Annotated in this window: 14 protein-coding genes and 1 pseudogene; 8 read left to right on the top strand and 7 right to left on the bottom strand. The window is 69.7% G+C overall.

The features are described 5' to 3' along the window. Positions 1-113 precede the first annotated feature (113 nt). From QBL25_RS36530 to QBL25_RS36520, 3 genes are all read right to left on the bottom strand, one after another. Complete coding sequence (locus tag QBL25_RS36530; RefSeq protein WP_409061234.1) at positions 114-2,813, bottom strand: AAA family ATPase; 2,700 nt, start codon at positions 2,811-2,813, stop codon at positions 114-116. Then, a complete protein-coding gene (locus QBL25_RS36525) occupies positions 2,810-2,992 on the bottom strand; it encodes a hypothetical protein (protein WP_409061233.1) in 183 nt (60 codons plus the stop codon). Before QBL25_RS36525 ends, QBL25_RS36530 begins: the two co-directional genes overlap by 4 nt. Positions 2,993-3,282: 290 nt before the next feature. Continuing rightward, positions 3,283-4,167, bottom strand: a complete 885-nt coding sequence (locus QBL25_RS36520) for an alpha/beta fold hydrolase (RefSeq protein WP_409061232.1) — start codon at positions 4,165-4,167, stop codon at positions 3,283-3,285. Positions 4,168-4,876: 709 nt separating this feature from the next. On the opposite strand from QBL25_RS36520, the gene QBL25_RS36515 reads away from it, so the two are divergent. Beyond that, complete coding sequence (locus QBL25_RS36515) at positions 4,877-7,600, top strand: ATP-binding protein (RefSeq protein ID WP_409061231.1); 2,724 nt, start codon at positions 4,877-4,879, stop codon at positions 7,598-7,600. 89 nt (positions 7,601-7,689) lie between these two features. Here the strand turns inward: QBL25_RS36515 and QBL25_RS36510 are convergent, their stop codons facing one another. Together QBL25_RS36510 and QBL25_RS36505 are read right to left on the bottom strand one after the other, a co-directional pair. Next, the gene (locus tag QBL25_RS36510; protein ID WP_409061230.1) at positions 7,690-8,115 is read right to left on the bottom strand and encodes a hypothetical protein; all 426 of its coding nucleotides are present in this window, start codon (positions 8,113-8,115) and stop codon (positions 7,690-7,692) included. Continuing rightward, positions 8,097-8,693 carry a hypothetical protein gene (locus QBL25_RS36505; protein WP_409061229.1) on the bottom strand — a complete coding sequence of 199 codons (597 nt, stop codon included), beginning with the start codon at positions 8,691-8,693 and terminating at the stop codon, positions 8,097-8,099. The genes QBL25_RS36510 and QBL25_RS36505 overlap by 19 nt, the downstream gene beginning before the upstream one ends. A gap of 201 nt (positions 8,694-8,894) precedes the next feature. On the opposite strand from QBL25_RS36505, the gene QBL25_RS36500 reads away from it, so the two are divergent. The 7 genes and pseudogenes from QBL25_RS36500 (at position 8,895) to QBL25_RS36470 (ending at position 15,161) form a co-directional block, all read left to right on the top strand. Continuing rightward, a complete protein-coding gene (locus QBL25_RS36500) occupies positions 8,895-10,010 on the top strand; it encodes an NAD(P)-dependent alcohol dehydrogenase (RefSeq protein ID WP_409061228.1) in 1,116 nt (371 codons plus the stop codon). A 47-nt stretch (positions 10,011-10,057) separates the two neighbouring features. Further along, positions 10,058-11,140: an MBL fold metallo-hydrolase gene (locus QBL25_RS36495; protein WP_409061227.1), complete on the top strand. Its 1,083-nt coding sequence runs from the start codon at positions 10,058-10,060 to the stop codon at positions 11,138-11,140. A gap of 52 nt (positions 11,141-11,192) precedes the next feature. Then, positions 11,193-12,098 carry an NADP-dependent oxidoreductase gene (locus QBL25_RS36490; protein WP_409061226.1) on the top strand — a complete coding sequence of 302 codons (906 nt, stop codon included), beginning with the start codon at positions 11,193-11,195 and terminating at the stop codon, positions 12,096-12,098. 51 nt (positions 12,099-12,149) lie between these two features. Continuing rightward, positions 12,150-12,872, top strand: coding sequence for an alpha/beta fold hydrolase (locus tag QBL25_RS36485; RefSeq protein ID WP_409061225.1), 723 nt, complete (start codon positions 12,150-12,152; stop codon positions 12,870-12,872). Between the two features lie 155 nt (positions 12,873-13,027). After that, a complete protein-coding gene (locus QBL25_RS36480) occupies positions 13,028-14,170 on the top strand; it encodes a Gfo/Idh/MocA family protein (protein ID WP_409061224.1) in 1,143 nt (380 codons plus the stop codon). Between the two features lie 134 nt (positions 14,171-14,304). Next, positions 14,305-14,867, top strand: a pseudogene (locus QBL25_RS36475) (transposase family protein). A 45-nt stretch (positions 14,868-14,912) separates the two neighbouring features. After that, complete coding sequence (locus QBL25_RS36470) at positions 14,913-15,161, top strand: hypothetical protein (protein WP_409061223.1); 249 nt, start codon at positions 14,913-14,915, stop codon at positions 15,159-15,161. Positions 15,162-15,202: 41 nt separating this feature from the next. Here QBL25_RS36470 and QBL25_RS36465 read toward each other — a convergent pair whose 3' ends face one another. Further along, entirely contained in the window at positions 15,203-15,793 is a 591-nt protein-coding gene (locus QBL25_RS36465) for an antibiotic biosynthesis monooxygenase (RefSeq protein ID WP_409061222.1), read from the bottom strand. 27 nt (positions 15,794-15,820) lie between these two features. Further along, a complete protein-coding gene (locus QBL25_RS36460; RefSeq protein WP_409061221.1) occupies positions 15,821-17,260 on the bottom strand; it encodes an aldehyde dehydrogenase family protein in 1,440 nt (479 codons plus the stop codon).

The raw sequence follows: 17,260 nt of genomic DNA, 5'->3' as shown, positions 1-17,260 counted from the left end.
GACCGTGGACCTGAAGCCGACAGGGCAGACGTGAACCCAGATCACACCGAAGCTCGCGACGTCTCACCGCCTACCCGTGCACGAGCTCGTCAGGCGTCGCGACCGAGTCGGAATCATCCCCGTGCGGCGATGCCGGTGGCCGCCAAGTCGCGCCGTGAGCAGAGCCCCAGCTTGGCGAACACGTTGGACAGGTGATGCCCGACGGTGCGGTCGCTGATCCGCAGATGGGCCCCGATCTCGCGGTTGGTCAGATCGCCGGCGGCAAGCTGGGCCACCCGGCGTTCCTGTGCCGTCAGCGTTGACATGCCCGTGCCGGCGGCAGTGGCACGGCGTGCGGGCGCCATGATCAGACGCTGCTCACGCCGGGCCCGATCGAGCATCGGGCGCGCTCCCAGTGCGTGGAACGTCTCGGCAGCGGCGTCGAGCTGCTGGCGGGCGTCTCGGCGCCGCCGCTGTCGCCGCAACCACTCGCCGTAGAGCAGACGGGCCCGTGCGTGGTCGAACGGGCGCCGGGACGCACCGGGCACGTCCAGCGCCGCCCGGTAGGACCGTTCGGCGGCGGGTTCGTCCAGCAGTGCGCGTGCCAGGTGCCCTGCGAATCTCGCCCAGTGCGCGCCGGTGCGCCGTACCCAGACGTCGAGCGCCTCGGCGCGGCGCTGGCCGATCTCCGGCCGCCGCGCGTGCACGGCGGCCTCGATCGTGTCCAGGCTTGCCAGCAGAGCGACGATCGGATGTGCTGCCTCGTGCCCGTGCTCGTCCAAGCGGGCGAGCAGGTCGAGTGCAGCATCGGCGCGACCGGCCGCCAGAGCGGCCATTCCACGGTTCCAGTGGGCCGAGGCGCTGGCCGCACGGTCGCGGCGCGGCCTGGCCAGTTGCAGGGTTCGAACGGTCAGATGGTCGACGCTGCGGCCGTCACCGCGGGCGGCGGCGAGCCACCCGAGGCAGTTCCGGCACTCCGCAGCGATGTGCTCGGCACCGATTCGCTCGGCCGACGCGAGCCCCTCGGCCGCGGCGTCCTCCGCGGCACCCCACCGGCCCGCGGCGATGTCGAGTCGCGCCATCCGAGCCAGCGCCGCAGCAAGCGAGGTGCCATCGGCGTGACGGCGGTGCCTGCGGACAAGGGCGTGCACGGCATCGGCGAGTGGCTCGTCGAGGCCCCACACCAGTCCGAGCGGCGACACCGGGAGCAGCTGCGACTCCACCCGGGAGATGTGCGCCATGACGTCACCGAGTGCTGCCGACGACGCTGCCCGTGCCGGGTCCGTCGCCGGCCCCCACCACGTCCGGACGATCGGGAGGACCTCGGGCAGCCCAGGGGCCGTCAGCCCCGCGAGACCAGTGAGGGACTCATCGACGAGGTCGTCGCGGGCCGCGGACCATCCCGCGTGCAGGGCAGCGGCGCCGAGCTCCACTCTCATACGCGGATCATCGAACGCGGCGATGTCGCGACTGATCGATCGATGGGCTCGTTCCAGAGACCCCTCGGCGAGTTCGAGTACCCCGCGCAGGCCGCGGCTGGCGCGGGTGGCCAGAACCTCGTCGGTCAGGCTCCGGGCATCGGCCAGCAACCGACGCGCCATCGTGGCGTCGCCGCCGTGCCAGGCGGCCACGGCCGCGCCGGCGAGCCTGCGGGTCGCAGCGGCCGGGTCGGCGGACAGCTCGGCGGCCCGCCGCAGGATCGGTACCGCGCCGACGCCCGAGGGCACCGTCTGCTCGAGCAGCCCGGCGATCTCCTCGTCGACGTCCTGAACGGTCGCGGCCCGGTGCCAGACATGCCCGCGACTGCCCGGGGGAAGCGCGGCGGCCAAGGTCCGGTGGGCGCTCCTGCGCTCAGACGGGGAGGCGCTCGCGTAGACAGCGGCCCGGACCACCGGGTGCCGTAGCGCAGGCCGGTCGGGCGTCCCGGCGAGCAGACCCGACCGGATCGTCTCCTCCCAGACCGGCTCCTCGGCGGCGCGGGAACGTGCTGACCGTGCGAGCGTGAGCTGATCACCGTCGGCACGAGCCGCGGCCATGAGCACGACGAACTCGCGTGCCGGGGGCGGCAAGGTCTGCAAGCGCTCGGCGAAGGCCTTACGCAGCCGGGGCCCCACGGACACCGTGCCGGCGGCAAGATCGTCGACTGGTACAGGCAGCTCGTGCAGTGCCAGCGGGTTGCCCCCACCTGCTTTCACCGCGCGGGTGACCTCGGGGCCGTCGAGGCCGGGGTGGGCGGCGCCGACCAGTTGGGCGGCGTGGTCGTCAGCGAGAGGCCTCACCGCGAGCGGATCGACCCCCTCCCACGATCCGCCGGCAGGCGCGTCGTGGCCGGCGACCAGGACCACCACCGGATCGGTCCCCACCCGCCGGGCGACGAATCCGAGCACGAACTCGGTCTCCGCGTCGAGCCGGTGTGCGTCGTCCACGACGATCAGGAGCGGGCGGTCGACTGCCAGCGCCGACAACAGGGACAGCACCGCCACGGCGGTGAGCGACCGGCCCGCTGCGCTGGCCTCGCCCGCGAGCACGCCTCGCAACGCTGACGCCTGGGACACCGGAAGAGTCGCGATCAGGTGCTCGACCGGCCGGAGCAACGTGTCCAGACCGGCGAAGGGGGTCCCGGACTCGCACCGTGCGGGCTGTACCGCCAGCGGGGCGAAATCGGGAGACGCCGCGGTGACGTGGTCGAGAAGCGCGGTCTTGCCGATGCCCGGCTCACCCCAGAGCACCAGGGCGCCACCGGTGCCACGGCGGGCTCGGTCGAGCACCTCGGTCACGGCAGCGATCTCTGCCTGTCGTCCGACGAGCGGAGCCGGAGCACCGGTTGCCCTCATCGCGTCCCCTCAGCCGTGACCATCTTCCGGCCCCAGAAGTCCGTGCCGTACCGTCCGAGGCCGGCGGGATCGTCCGACGCCCCGACGAGGACGCCGACCCCGTGCACGAGCACGATGCCGGTGAGCCCCGCTCGGATCCTGATGAGCGCATCCTCGGGCCCCTGCTGTGGCAGTGCCACCCCACCGAGCCGGGTCCCGTTCGGGGGTGCCGACCTGTCCGTGAATGGTGTGAGCATGCTCAGCGGCCTGCCGCAGGTGCTTCTAGGACCGCAGACCACGGGCCCGAGTGCCTTGACCGATGGCCCCGCCACCGCGGGTAGGGTCGGGTCCCGTTCGTCGATCGCCGATGACGAGCTTGCGCATCGAGCACGCCGAACCGCTGCCACGGCACGGGCAGCGTATGGACGAGGCGCTCGCCGCGGGCGCACGTCGAGCTCGGCGCCGCGGGGCGAGGCGCCGGTGGCCGTGGTCATGGCGACTCCTGCGAACCGGGGCGGACGCCCTTGGGGAGTGGATCTCCCAGGAAGGCGAGCAGGGCGGCGTTGACCTCGTCGGCGTGAGTCCACAGCAGGCCGTGCGGGGCGCCGTCGATCTCCACGTACTGCGCGTCGGGCAGGGCCCGGCGGAAGCGGTGGGCCGTGACTTCGATGGGGAGGATCCGATCTGCGGTGCCGTGCAGGATCAGGGCCTGCGTGCCGCTGGCCCGGACGGCCTCGACGTCGGCGCGGAAGTCCTCGATCCACGAGGAGACGACGGCATGGGCGGCCACGGGGGCGCTGGAGATGGCGACGTTCCAGCTGGCTGTGACCGCCTCCTGGCCGATGCGGTTGCCCAGGTTCTCGTCGAGGTTGTAGAAGTTGGAGAAGAACTGCTCGTACCAGGCGTAGCGGTCACCCTTGGCCGCGGCCTCGATGCCGTCGAAGACGTCCTGGGGCACGCCCTCCGGGTTGTCGTCCCGAGCGACGAGGAAGGGCTCCAGGGAGGCCAGGAAGGCGAGCTTCACGACCCGCTGGTGGCCGTATCGAGCGATGTAGCGGGCGAGTTCGCCGGTGCCCATCGAAAACCCGACGAGGACGACATCGCGCAGGTCCAGGGTCTCCAGCAGGGCATTCAGGTCGGCGGCGAAGGTGTCGTAGTCGTAGCCGGTGCCGACCTTCGACGAGCGGCCGAAGCCGCGGCGGTCGTAGGTGATGACGCGGTAGCCGGTGGAGAGCAGCTCGCGCGTCTGGCGCTCCCAGCTGTGGCCGTTGAGCGGGTAGCCGTGGATGAGGACGACGGGCTGACCCGCGCCTTGGTCCTCGTAGTAGAGCTCGATCGGCGTGCTGTTCTCGTTCCCGATGGTTACGTGGCCCATGATCTTTTCCTTCCGAGGGTGGTGTGCCTGCTGTTGACCGACGAGCCGCCGTACCGCGATCGTTGTCGCTTCGGCGATGGTGGCGTTGCCGGCCGTGGACTCCGGGTCGGCCGGGTCGGCGTAGACGGCGAGACCGGCGGCGCGCGGTCCGCGAACAGCACGATCCCGACGTCGTTGTGCTCGCCCTGTGCTCCGGTCCCGGTCCTGTCCACGATCAGCCTCCCGGCTGGCACGTCGGCGAGATCGGCGAGTTGGCGGGGCCTCCAGGCCACGGCTGTTCCCTCCAGGTGTCGTGTCCTCGACCGACGTGTCGTCGGCCCACATGTCCTCGGCGTGGTCAGGGGCGCGTGAGCCGGCGCCGGCCGGCGATCGGCCTCCGACAGCCCGCCCCACCGCCGTGCAGCTCCCGGTGGGCCAGGGCGTGGACGGCGCCCCGTTCGCGCTGCTGCCGTAGCGGAAGGACTCCTTGTCGGCGGGGAAGAACACCAGGGTGCTGATCACGGTGGCCGCTCCCTTCCCGGTCGCTCTGCTGTCGGCTCTCAGCGTCGCGGGGAAGGCGCCTGGTCCGCGTCGGTGGAAATCCCTTATCCCGTCACCGACCCTGGCGCGGGGGAGGCTGGCATCTTGACGACCCGGTGCTGCCCGCGCGCTTCGCATCGGTGACAATTACCGGATAGACGCCGTGTCGGCGCCAGAGGAGGACCAGGCGATGCTCGTGGGACGGCGCGCCGAGCAGGCGGCGCTCGAGCAGCTGCTGGCTCGGGCGCAGGGCGGCGACAGCGGGGTGTTGGTGGTGCGCGGGGAGGCCGGCATCGGCAAGTCCGCCCTCTTGCAGCACATGCGGGAGACCGCCGTGGCGATGGGATTCGGGGTTCACGACGCGGCCGGGGTGGAGGCCGAGGCAGAGTTCGCGTTCGCGGGCCTGCACCAGCTGTGCGCCCCGTTCCTGGCGCGGGCGGTCGAGCTGCCCGAGCCGCAGCAGACCGCGCTCGGGGTGGCGTTCGGGCTGCGCGAGGGTGCTGCGCCGGACCGGTTCCTGGTGGGGCTGGCGGTGTTGAGCCTGTTGGCCGAGAACGGGCCGTTGCTGTGTGTGGTCGATGATGCGCAGTGGCTCGATCAGGCGTCTGCGCAGGTTCTGGCTTTCGTGGCCCGGCGGGTGGGGGCCGAGCGGGTGGTGATGGTGTTCGCGCTGCGCGATCCCGGTGTGACCGACGTCGAGGCGTTCAGCGGGTTGCCGGAACTGCACCTGGCGGGGCTGGGAGCCTCCGATGCCCAGACGCTGCTGGCCGCCGCGGTCCGCGCACCGCTGGACGATGTGGTGCGCGACCGGATCGTAGCCGAGGCGCGCGGCAACCCGCTGGCGTTGTTGGAGCTACCCCGGGGTGCTCCGGCGGTGCAGTTCGCGGGCGGGTTCGAGCTGCCGGACGTGGTGAGCGTTCCCCGCCGGATCGAGGACGGCTTTCGGCGTCGCGCGAACAGCCTGCCTGCCGACGCGCGGATGCTGCTGGTGGTTGCCGCGGCCGAACCGACCGGGGATGCGGCGTTGCTGTGGCGCGCGGCCGCGGAGCTGGGGATCGCCCGCGAGGCGGCTGCGCCCGCGGAGGCCGCCGGGCTGCTGGAGTTCGACTTCCGTGTGCGGTTCCGGCACCCGCTGGTGCGCTCGGCGGTCTACCGGGCGGCCACACCGACCGACCGGCGCCGGGCGCACGGCGCGCTGGCCGCCGTCACCGACCAGCAGGTCGATCCGGACCGGCGTGCCTGGCACCGCGCGCAGGCGGTGGTGGGCACTGATGAGGACGCCGCCGCGGAGCTGGAGCGTTCGGCCGGACGGGCCCGCGCCCGCGGCGGGTTGGCCGCCGCAGCGGCGTTTCTGAAGCGTGCGGCCGAGCTGACCCCTAGGCCGGCCGTCCGGGCGGAACGGGCCCTGGAAGCTGCACACGCCAAGCACGAGGCCGGTGCGTCCGAGGCCCTGGAGCTGCTGACGGTCGCCGCGGCCGGGCCGTTGGACGCCGTGGCGCAGGCCCGCCTGGAGCTGCTGCATGCTCGGATCGCGTTCCACGGGGCAAGGGGCGGCGAGGGGCCGCGGATGCTGCTGGACGCCGCCAAGAGCCTCGCCCCGCTGGACCCGGCGCTGTCCCGGGAGACCTACCTCGACGCGCTCGATGCGGCAATCGTTACTGGCGACCGCGGACCCGGCGGCGTGCGTGCGGTGGCCGACGCGGCCCGGGCCGCGCCCGCACCACCGGAGCCGCCGAGGCCGGTGGATCTGTTGCTCGACGGGCTGGTGACGACGTTCACGCAGGGCTACGCGGCAGGAGTGCCCGGCCTGCGGCGGGCGTTGGACGCCTTCAATCCTCACGAGCGGGACGATCATGCCGTGAACGACGGCGACGACCGCCGCTGGCTGTGGCTGGCCGGCCGGACCGCGATGTCGGTCTTCGACGACCAGATGGTGCACGCGCTGGCCGCTCGTCATGTCCGGCTGGTCAGGGAAGCAGGCGCGCTGGCCACGCTCCCGGCAGCACTGCTCGTCCAGTCCGTCATGCTGGTGCTCTCTGGTGACTTCTCCCGGGCCGACGAGCAGACCACGATCGCGGCCGCGACCAGAACTGTGCCCGTGCTCCACGGCCAGCTCATCCTGGCTGCCTGGCGCGGCCGCTCGGACGAGACCACCGAGGTCCACGCGACCATGGTCCGGGAAGCGGCTGGACGTGGGGGCCGAACTGAGGACTTCCTGGCGCAGTACGCCATGGCGGTGCTGCACAACGGTCTGGGCGACTACCCAGCGGCTCTGGTCGCTGCGACGCGGGCTTTCGAGTCCGACGAGCTGACCCACAGCAACCTGGCCCACTCCGAGCTCATTGAAGCGGCATGCCGTAGCGACCGGCCGGAGCGTGCGACCGCTGCGCTGGACCAGCTCAGCTCACGGGCGCTGGCCAGCGGCACCCCATGGGGGCTCGGGCTGGCAGCGCGCTCATGGGCATTGGTCAGCACCGGCCCGGCCGCCGAGGAGTACTACCTCGAGGCGATCGAGCAGCTACGAAACTGCCGAGTGGCCACCCAGCTGGCCCGGACTCATCTCGTCTATGGCGAGTGGCTACGCCGCGAGGGCCGCCGCCAAGGCGCCCGCCAGCAGCTCCGCACCGCCCACCAGATGCTGTCGGACATGGGTGCGCAAGCGTTCGCCGCACGCGCCGCCCGCGAGCTGCGCGCCACCGGCGAGCACCCACGCAGCCGGTCCGCCCAGCCCTCCGACGCGCTCACCGCACAGGAGCTGACGATCGCCCGGCTGGTAGCTACCGGGGCGACCTCCCGGGAGGTCGGCGCACAGCTGTTCTTGAGCCCGCGCACCATTGAGGCCCACCTCCGCAGCATCTTCCGCAAGCTGAGCATCACCTCCCGGCGACAGCTGCGGGACCTGCGGCTTCCCTGACGAGCTGGCAGCGTGCGTGCCCAGTCGCGGTACAGCGAATGCCGCCCGGAAGGCCAGCGAGCTGCGCCCTTTGGAGCTCGCAAACAGGATCAAGAGCGCGCCGTCTTGAGACGACGCCTGCACTTGCGGTTGCTGATCAGCCGGATGTCCTCTTCCGTGAGGGCACCGCCGTCAGCGGTCCTGACGGCTTCGAGGAGCGTCGTGCGGTCCTGGTCGGCCAGGAGCCGAGCCAACTCGGCTTCGTCGCCAACAACCAGCCGCAGGCTGCTTCCGGGAAGGTCCAGCTCGACGCAGCGCTGGAGGAAGGTGATCAGACGCCCCCTGCGCGTGTCGTAGACGTAGGGAAATCCGTGGCCGCGTATCTCAAAGTCCGAGAAGTCCTGCAGTACGACGTTGAACTCCGTGGTTGGCGGACCGATGCGCAGACGCCGAACGACGGCTGGATCGGGCTCGGCCGTCTGGTTCCTCCAGTCCGGTGGGACGGCTGGCAGGGGCGCTATGTCGCCTTCGACCACGAGAGGCTGAACATCTTCGCGCTGGAGCCTGGTGAGCACGGATTCGAGTCGCTGCCAGTCGCGTCGGTGACCGCTTTTGTGAAGGCGGGCAGCAGAACTCGATCCACGTTGAGGACAACCTCGTACGTATCGACCGTCCATCCGTCACCGGGCATGGGGTGGTAATTGCCGCCGTCACAGCGCAGCGTGAGGACGGCCGGGCGGAGCAGGTCGCGGGCGACCTGCTCGCCTTCGCGGTCGAGGAGGCTGTAGGTGTGCCCGAGAACGAGGTCGAGTTTGCCGGTGCCGTCGTTGGCGAGCGGCAGCGAGACCATCGGGCCAGTGGCCGGCGCGGGGAACGGTGTGTAGATCGGCCGACCCGACAGGAACTCGAAGGCGCGGAAGGTCCAGCCGTCCGGCCCGAGGAGGCGGTTCTGCTCCTCTGGACGGGCGCTTCCATCAACGTCGGCGAGGTCTACGCCAGCCTGGCCCGCGACATCACGAACGGCACCCACCACACCCCGGGATTCCGGCACGCCGTCCACAACAGCCGTCTCATCGCCCGAGTCGAACAAGCCGCCCGGACCGGCGTCCGGCACTGACGCCGCCGCACCGCGCGGCACCGTGCCTTACTGCCGTGACGGATACGGCGACCGATCCGCGGGCACGGGCGGCCGACATAGGTTCGGACTCGCTGAAGGGCTCCTGAGGCCCACCCCCCCCCCGATCAGGGAGTCGTTGATGATTTCAGTCCCTCGTCACCATGGCCCTCGCGGCGCTTCGCGGCAGGCTCACGGCGTATGACCACCTCCGCGCGCGCCGCTGTTCTCGAAGCGCAGGACGGGCCATTCGAATTCCGCGACATCGAGATCGAGGACCCGCGGCCCGACGAGGTACTCGTTCGCATGGTCGCGACCGGAATATGCGCGACCGACGCTCACGTGCGGGCACAGCGAATGGCGACGCCGCTGCCGGTGGTACTGGGGCACGAGGGGGCAGGAGTCGTCGAACGCGTGGGGGCCGCTGTCACCACCGTCGAGCCCGGTGACCACGTCGTCCTCTCCTACCACTCGTGCGGCCGCTGCAAGCCGTGCATGTCCTCGCACGCGGCCTACTGCGACAACGTCTGGGCGGCCAACTTCGCAGGTGCCCGCCTGGACGGCTCGAACGGTCTCCACGTCGCCCACGGTGCTGAGCCGCACGGTCACTTCTTCGGCCAGTCCTCGTTCGCCACCCACGCCCTGACGCACCAACGGAACACGATCAAGGTCCCCCGCGATCTGCCCCTCGACGTCATGGCTCCGCTGGGGTGCGGGCTGCAGACGGGTGCGGGGGCCGTACTCAAGGCCCTCGCCGTGCCGGCGGGAGCGTCCTTCGCGGTCTTCGGCGTGGGCGCGGTGGGCCTGGCGGCGGTCATGGCGGCACATGTCGCGGGTGCCACCACCATCGTCGCCGTCGACGTCGACGCCGGCCGCCTCGATCTGGCCCGCGATCTCGGAGCGACGCACCTCGTGGACCCCGGCCGGGTCGAGGATCTGACCGGCGCGCTCCGCGCCGTCGACGAACGCGGTCTGGAGTACGTCCTCGACACGAGCGGCCGCGCGGAGAACCTCGACGCCGGGGTCGGCGCCCTGGCACCGATGGGCCGATTCGGCTTCGTGGCGTTCCACGAAGGAGCGGGCGCCGTGCTCGACGCCGGCCGGCTCACGCTCGGCCAGTCGCTTCAGGGCATCATCCAGGGCGACGCCGTCTCGTCGCTCCTGATCAACGACCTTGCCCAGCTCTATCGAGCGGGCCGGTTCCCCATCGACCGACTGCTGTCCTTCTACGACTTCGCCGATATCAACACCGCGTTCGAGGATGCGGGCTCAGGCCGCGTCACCAAGGCAGTCCTTCGGTTCACGTCACCGGGATAGACCACCCGTTCGACAGCTTCCCAAGAACACAGAAAGGCGTCCCGCCGGTGTGCCAGAGCAGTCAGATACCCATCAACGTCGAAGAAACCCCGAGCTTCTACGGGATCGACCACTATGGATTCGCCCGCGCGGGGGCGGACGACCCGTTGGACCCCGAGGGCTATTACCCCCCGTATTTCCAGAGCGAGCACTTCCAGAAGTACGGCTACCACGTGGAAGAACTGCGCGGCGGCTTCTACTGGGTCACCAGTGCCGGCTACGACGCCGCATTCGTGGTGACCGAGGAGGGCGTGGTCGCGATCGACGCACCCCCGACGCTGGGCGAGAACATGCTGGCGGCGATCGAGGACGTCACCGACCGACCGGTGACCCACGTCATCTACAGCCACTGGCACGCCGATCACATCGGCGCGGCCTCCGTGTTCGGTCCCGACGTCGAGATCGTCGCCCACCGCATCACCAAGGAACTCCTGGAGCGCTTCCCCGACCCGAAGCGCCCCCTGCCGACGAGGACGTTCGACGACGAACTCGTCCTCGAAGTGGGCGGCGTGAGCCTGCACCTCTCCTACAAGGGAGAGAACCACTGCCCCGGCAACATCTTCATCTACGCACCCCAGCAGAAGGTACTCACAGCCGTCGACATCGTCAGTCCGGGAAGCGTCACGTTCATGCACTGCGACGCCTCGCAGAACATCTCCGGCTGGTACGAAGCCCAGTCCCAGATCCTCGAATACGACTTCGACTACTTCGTCGGCGGGCACCACATGCATTACGGCACCTACGAGCAGGTGAAGCTGTGCGTGGAGTACTTCACCGACGTGCTCGAGGGGGCGACTGCGGCGGTCGAGCGGTTCAGCCGCTCGGATGCGCTCGCCGACATCGTGACCGGCACCGGCTGGGACAGGATCTTCGTCGGTACCGAGAACTGGATCAGCTCCATGGCGAACTACACCACCCGCCACGTCCTCGAGAAGGAGACGAGCGACGGCCGGCTCTGGTGGGAACGGCTGGCAGGAGCCACCACCCAGACCAAGTACCACGCGTACACCGTGCTGGAATCCATCCGCCTCGAACGGCCCCGGCCCGACTACCGCCTGCGGGGCGAGAATCCTCCGGTCTTCCTGACCTGACACCGTTCTGAACGGTGCGAGCAAATGACCCTCGTACATGAGAAGGATCATCATGAAAGCCGCCGTCATCACCTCGTTCGGCGAACCCTCCGTGTTGCGGGTTGCGGAGGCTCCGCGACCGGTGCCGGGTCCGGGTCAGGTACTGATTCGGGTTCACGCCGCGGGGGTGAACCCGGCGGAGATCCAGGCCCGCGCCGGAGCGTTCGGCCTGCGTGCTCCCGCCATCATCGGATTCGAGTTCGCCGGCGTCGTCGAGGCGGTCGGCCCGGGCGTCGACGAGGGCGTGGCCGGCGACCGCGTCGCCGGGTGGCCGGACTCCGCCACCCAGGGCTCCTACGCCGAGTACACGGTCAGCAGCAACTTCGCGACGATCCCCGACGGCGTTTCCTTCGAGGAGGCCGCGGCTACTGTCATCGGCGCCGACAACGCGGCGAGGGCCCTCGGACTTCTGAACATTCGCCCGGGTGAAACGCTCGTGGTCACCGGCGCGAGCGGTGCTCTGGGCGGCGCCGCCGTGCAGTTCGCGCGACAGCGCGGTGTGACGGTGATCGGCGTCGCCGGGACTACCAACGCCGACTTCGTCAGGAGTCTCGGAGCGACCCCTGTCGCCCACGGCCCGGGCCTGGTCGATCGCATCCGTGCCGCCGCTCCGGCCGGGGTCGACGCCGCGCTCGACACCGCCGGCAAGGGGCTCCTTCCCGCCCTCGTCGATCTTCTCGGCGGCCCCGACCGGATCGTGACGCTCGCCGACCGCGATGCCGCGCGACACGGCGTCGCATTCAGCCCCGGGGGCAGCGGGAACCGCGACCGCGGCCCTGTCCAGGAAGCCCTGAATCTGATCGCCGCCGGCGCATGGACCGCACGCATCGGCCGGAGCTTCCCGCTCGACGAGGCCGCGGACGCTCATCGCCTCGTCGCCACGGGCCACACCCACGGCAAGGTCATCCTCCTTCCCTGACTCGGCCGACCGGCCATGCAACCACGACACCAATCAATTGGAGAATTCGAAATGCCTGCAGTCCTCGTCCATGGTGTACCTGACACCCATCGGCTCTGGGACACCGTCCGTTCCCATCTTCAACGCGAAGATATTGCGACGATCGATCTCCCCGGGTTTGGCGCACCCCTGCCAGAGGGATTCACGTCGACGAAGGAAGAGTATCTCGATTGGCTTATTGAGAAGATCGAAGAAATCGGCGAACCCGTCGACCTGGTCGGTCATGATTGGGGGTCTCTGCTCACGGGTCGTCTCGCGTCTGTCCGGCCAGATCTGGTGCGCACATGGACAGGTATCAGCGGACCAATCGATCCGGAGTATCCGTGGCACTATCTTGCCAAGATCTGGCAAACGCCGGGCGAGGGTGAGAAATGGATGGCGGACCTCGACCTCGAGGAGTTCGCAGCAAGTCTCAACGAGGCGCAGATGCCGCGCGACGCGGCAGACGAAGCGGTCCGGCATATGGATGCCACTATGAGGGCAAGCATTCTCGCCCTTTACCGTTCGGCGATCGAGGTCGGGGCGGAGTGGAAGCCAGGTCTGAGCAAGGTGACCGCACCAGCGCTAGTGATCTGGGGCCTGGACGATCCGTTCCTTCCTCACCGCTTCGCCGACGAGCTCGGTAATGCCACACGCGCACGTGCCGTCTTCAAGCTGCGCAGCTCGCACTGGCCGATGATCGAGCGTGCGGCCGATGTCGCGCGTGAACTCGAGGCCCACTGGGCTCACGTGTAAAACCTGCGCTTGGGTCACTCGGGCTCACCATGGCGAACGCCAATAATTGCTCGCTCGCCATGGTGAACTCGAGTGCCCACGCATGTGTCCGGAAACGAATCATCGTGACACAGCCCTGAGAGCGTTTCCGGGCTGCACATGGCAGGAGCATCCTTATGACGAATTCAGCACATACCCAGATCGGCGTCGGTATTATCGGGGCTAGTTCCGATCGGGGTTGGGGCGGAATTGCTCATGTCCCGGCGCTGCAGGCGCTCGACGCGTTCCAGATCCGCGCCGTCAGCACGACTCGTATGGAGAGCGCGACCGCGACCGCTCGCCGGCTGGGCGCCGATCTCGCCTTCGACACACATAACGCTCTGGTCGGGCGACCGGAGGTCGACCTGGTGGTGGTCGCGGTCAAGGTGCCGGATCACGAGCAGATTGTGTCCGACGCGCTGGCCGCGGGCAAGATGGTTTATTGCGAATGGCCGCTCGCGAGAAACCTGTCCGAGGCCAAAGCGCTGGAGGGGTTTGCCCGCGAGCGGCGGCTGCGCACGGTTGTCGGGTTGCAGGGCGGCCTGCACCCGCCGATCCTCTTCCTTCGCGACCTCATCGCGCAAGGCGTGATCGGCAAGCCGCTCAGCACGAGCATCCGAGCGCATCTGGCCGACGACATGTGGGTCGGCCGATACGACCCGCCGGTCGAGTACATGGCCCACGCAAAGCATGGCGCCACGCTTCTGAGCATCATGCTCGGCCACGGGCTCGAACCGCTGGCGCGCGTGCTCGGCACGTTCGAGAGTCTGTCCGCCGTCGTCGCCAATCAGCGCGGTGACGGCGTCCGCCTATCCGATGGCGCGTCGCTGCCAAAGGACGCTCCGGACGAGATCGTCGTCGCCGGCGTCCTCGAAGGCGGGATCGTCACCTCGCTGCACTACAGTGCCGGGCAGTCGGCCGGCTCGGCGACGGTATGGGAGATCCAGGGCACCGAGGGCAGTGTGCGTGTGGAGTCGGCGTCGGGCTACCTTCACTTCACCGATTTCACCATCACGCTGCGCCGCGGCAGCGAGCCTGTCCAAGTACTACAGGTCCCCCCCGCTTATGCGGCTCCTGACCTGCAACTCGACGCACCCGCAGCGGGGGTCGCCCGCCTCTACGCCCAGTTCGCCGCCGACCTCCGCGACGGAACCGCCGATGCGCCGGATTTCGCGGTCGCACTCGATCGCCACCGGGTACTCGAGGCGATCACACGCGCCGCTGAAACAGATCATCGGCAGCATCTGTCCCGCCCCGACCGAATGAACTCCAATCTTTGAACCCGGGAGAGGCACTGGGCCTCTTCCAAGCTGGCGGCGCTGACCGAGGGTTGGACAAGCCTGCACAATGACGAAGCTCCTGGTAGACGGGTTCTCGACCAAGATCACCCGTGTCTGCCAGGAGCTTCGCGTGCTTGTCTACCCCGTCCTCGATTGATCTGTCCAACCGCAGCCTGCGGTTCCTGACCGGGCAACTGGCAGTGAGGCGACGGGAGATCGGGACCCGCTGGAGGCGACTTCCCACAGCACCGCAGGCCCTGCTCGCCCTTGCCCACCTGCGGTGCGGCGACACCTACGCCCGGCACGCCGCCGGGTTCGGCATCGGGATCGCGACCGTCTACCGCTAGATACGCGAGGCCGTCGACCTGCTGGCAGCCCTCGCACCGACCCTGACCGAAGCGATGGAGACGATCCAGGGGAAGGCGTTCGTCATCCTTGACGGCACCCTGCTGCCGATCGACCGCATCGCCGCCGGCACCCCGTACTACTCCGGGAAGCACAAGCGCCACGGCATGAACGTTCAGGTTCTCACCGACCCGTTCGGATGGCTGCTGTGGGCCTCGCCCGCCCTTGCGTTGGCGAGCAGGCCATGGCCACCCCGAAGGGCTGGCGCCTTCTGCGGAAACTCCGCTGCAGCACCAATCGGATCACCGACGTGGTGAAGGCCGTCCTCGTCCTCTACCACGCGTCAACATGAGGTTGGAAAGCGCTCACTGCCGCAGGACCCGAGGACCCCGCCGCCGTGATCAACCAGCCGCTGCGGGGAGTCCGCCGCTTCGCCGAGGCCGAGGGCCGCGACCCGGCCGGCATCGACGCCATCCTGAGGAACAACCCCACCACCGAGTCGACCGTGCCGGAGATCGCGGACATTCCCCGTATGGGAGATGAGACGGACGTCGACCACGTCTTCGTCGACTTCGTCCACCTGGCCGACCAGGGTGTGGACCAGGCCCTGGACCTGCTGCGCCAGACGATGGAAGTGTCCCGCTGAAAGCCGGTCCGCAAGACGGCGCGGTCCGCCCGGGGGCCGCGTCATCGCGTCGGTCCCTCGCGCGCGGTCGAGGTGGCGGCATAGAGCCAACGGCGCAGGACGAGGGTCACAGCCGGCATCATCAGATACGTCATCAACGTACTGAACAGCAGCGCGAGCATCAGCACCCGCGCCACAAGCGGCCAGGCACGGAGCGCCGGCCCCAGAAGACCGTTGCCGACTAGGGAGATCGGGAGTACGGCCGCGAAGGCGGCGAGCGCCATCTTCCACCGAGGCGGCGCCGTCGTGGGCGTGTCGTGCGCAGTGGTGAACAGGGTCTCCATTCCGGAGAGTTCGCGACGCGCCACCTCGCTCTGATGGTGGCCCTCGCAGTGGTCAAACAGTGCGGCACGCTCAGGTGACGTCGTCCAGTGCCGCGCGGACTCCTGGTCGCGGAACCGGTGGATCAGAACCCATGGCCCGGCGGCCGTGGCAGGCCGGAACAACCCGTCCCCCAGGTGTCCGGGAAACGCCGAGGCGGTGTCGGTCACCCGCCCGGACCACTCCCGGAAGTCCTGCTCGTAGCCGGGTTCCACAGCGCGTGCGGTCAGCAGGGTGACGTCGGCCGGGCCGACGTCGTCCGTCTCGGTCATCGATTCTCATTCCGCCGTCGAGAGCTGTCAGAGCTGCGGTGCCACATGCACGAGGTGCTTGGTCTCCTGGAATTCCTCGATCCCGCGGATGCCGTTCAGGCGGCCCACTCCCGACTGCTTGAAGCCGCCCTCCTCGAACTGGTCGTGGACCATGGCCCAGGTGTTGGTCCAGACGGTCCCGGCCTGCAGTTCGCGGCCGACGCGCAGGGGGCGGTCGACATCACGGGTCCAGATGCTCGCGGCCAGGCCGAACTCGGTGGCGTTGGCACGCGCCACGGCGTCGGCCTCGGAGTCGAACACCTCGAAGGTGGCGACCGGCCCGAACACTTCGCGCTGCACGATCGGCGAGGACACGTCGGCGACCTCGATCAGGGACGGGCCGAGGAGCGCCCGGTCCCGCTTGCCCCGCACGAGGACGGTGGCGTAGTCGGCCGCGGCGGCCACGGTCTGTTCGACCCGTTGGGCGTTTCCTTCGTCGATCATGGCGCCCATCTCGCTGGCGGGGTCGTCGCCGGGCCCGACCCGGACCGTTTCGAGGGCGGCGACGAGCCGCCGCCGGAGTTCGTCGGCGACGCTGCGCTGGACCAGTATCCGGCTGCCCGTCATGCAGAACTGGCCCGCGAACATGGTGACGGCCTTGGTGAGCACGGGCACGACGGCGTCCAGGTCGGCGTCGTCGAAGACGAGCATCGGCGTCTTTCCGCCCAGCTCCATGGACAGCGTTTTCAGCGTCGGGGCGGCCTGTTCCATGATCACGCGGCCGACCGCGGTGGAGCCGGTGTAGCTGATCACGTCGACGTCCGTGGAGGAGACCAGCTCCGGAGCCCCGGTATTGCCGCTCTCGGTGAAGACGTTGAACACGCCCGGGTCCAGGCTCGGCGTGTCGGCGATGATCTCGCTCAGCACTCCGTTGACCAGGCCGGTCTGCGCCGGCATCTTCATGACCACGGTGCAGCCGGCGGCCAGGGCGGGTGCGAAGGATCGCGCCGAGAGGATGACCGGTGAGTTCCACGGCACGATCACCGCCGCGACGCCCGCGGCTTCGCGCAGGGTCATCGAGTACATGCCGGGCCGCACTTCCCCGGCCCTGCCGTGGTCGGTGAGGGCCAGCGCCGCGTGGTAGTGGAGCTTGGGGATGGTGCCTTCGACTTCGATGGCCGCCTCAGAAAGCACTTTCCCGTTCTCCCGCGCCAGGAGGGTGATCAGTTCGTCCTTGCGCTGCTCGAGCCGGTCGGCCAGTTCGTGCAGCGCTGCCGCACGCCGGTGACGGTCGCGGGACCAGGCGGTGGAGTCGAAGGCCCTTCGGGCCGCGGCCACGGCGGCCCTCGCCTCCCGCGCACCGCCGTCGGCGAAGGTGCCGAGCAGGCCGTCGGTCGCGGGGCTGCGTGACTCTCCGCGGGAGCCTGAGTCCTGCCACTGCCCGTCGATGTAGTGGCGCGCGTGGGGCAGGATTTCGGATGTGGGCAT

The organism is Streptomyces sp. SYP-A7185 (assembly GCF_046103685.1).
Classification (GTDB): domain Bacteria; phylum Actinomycetota; class Actinomycetes; order Streptomycetales; family Streptomycetaceae; genus Streptomyces.
This window is presented reverse-complemented; position numbering and strand designations above follow the sequence as displayed.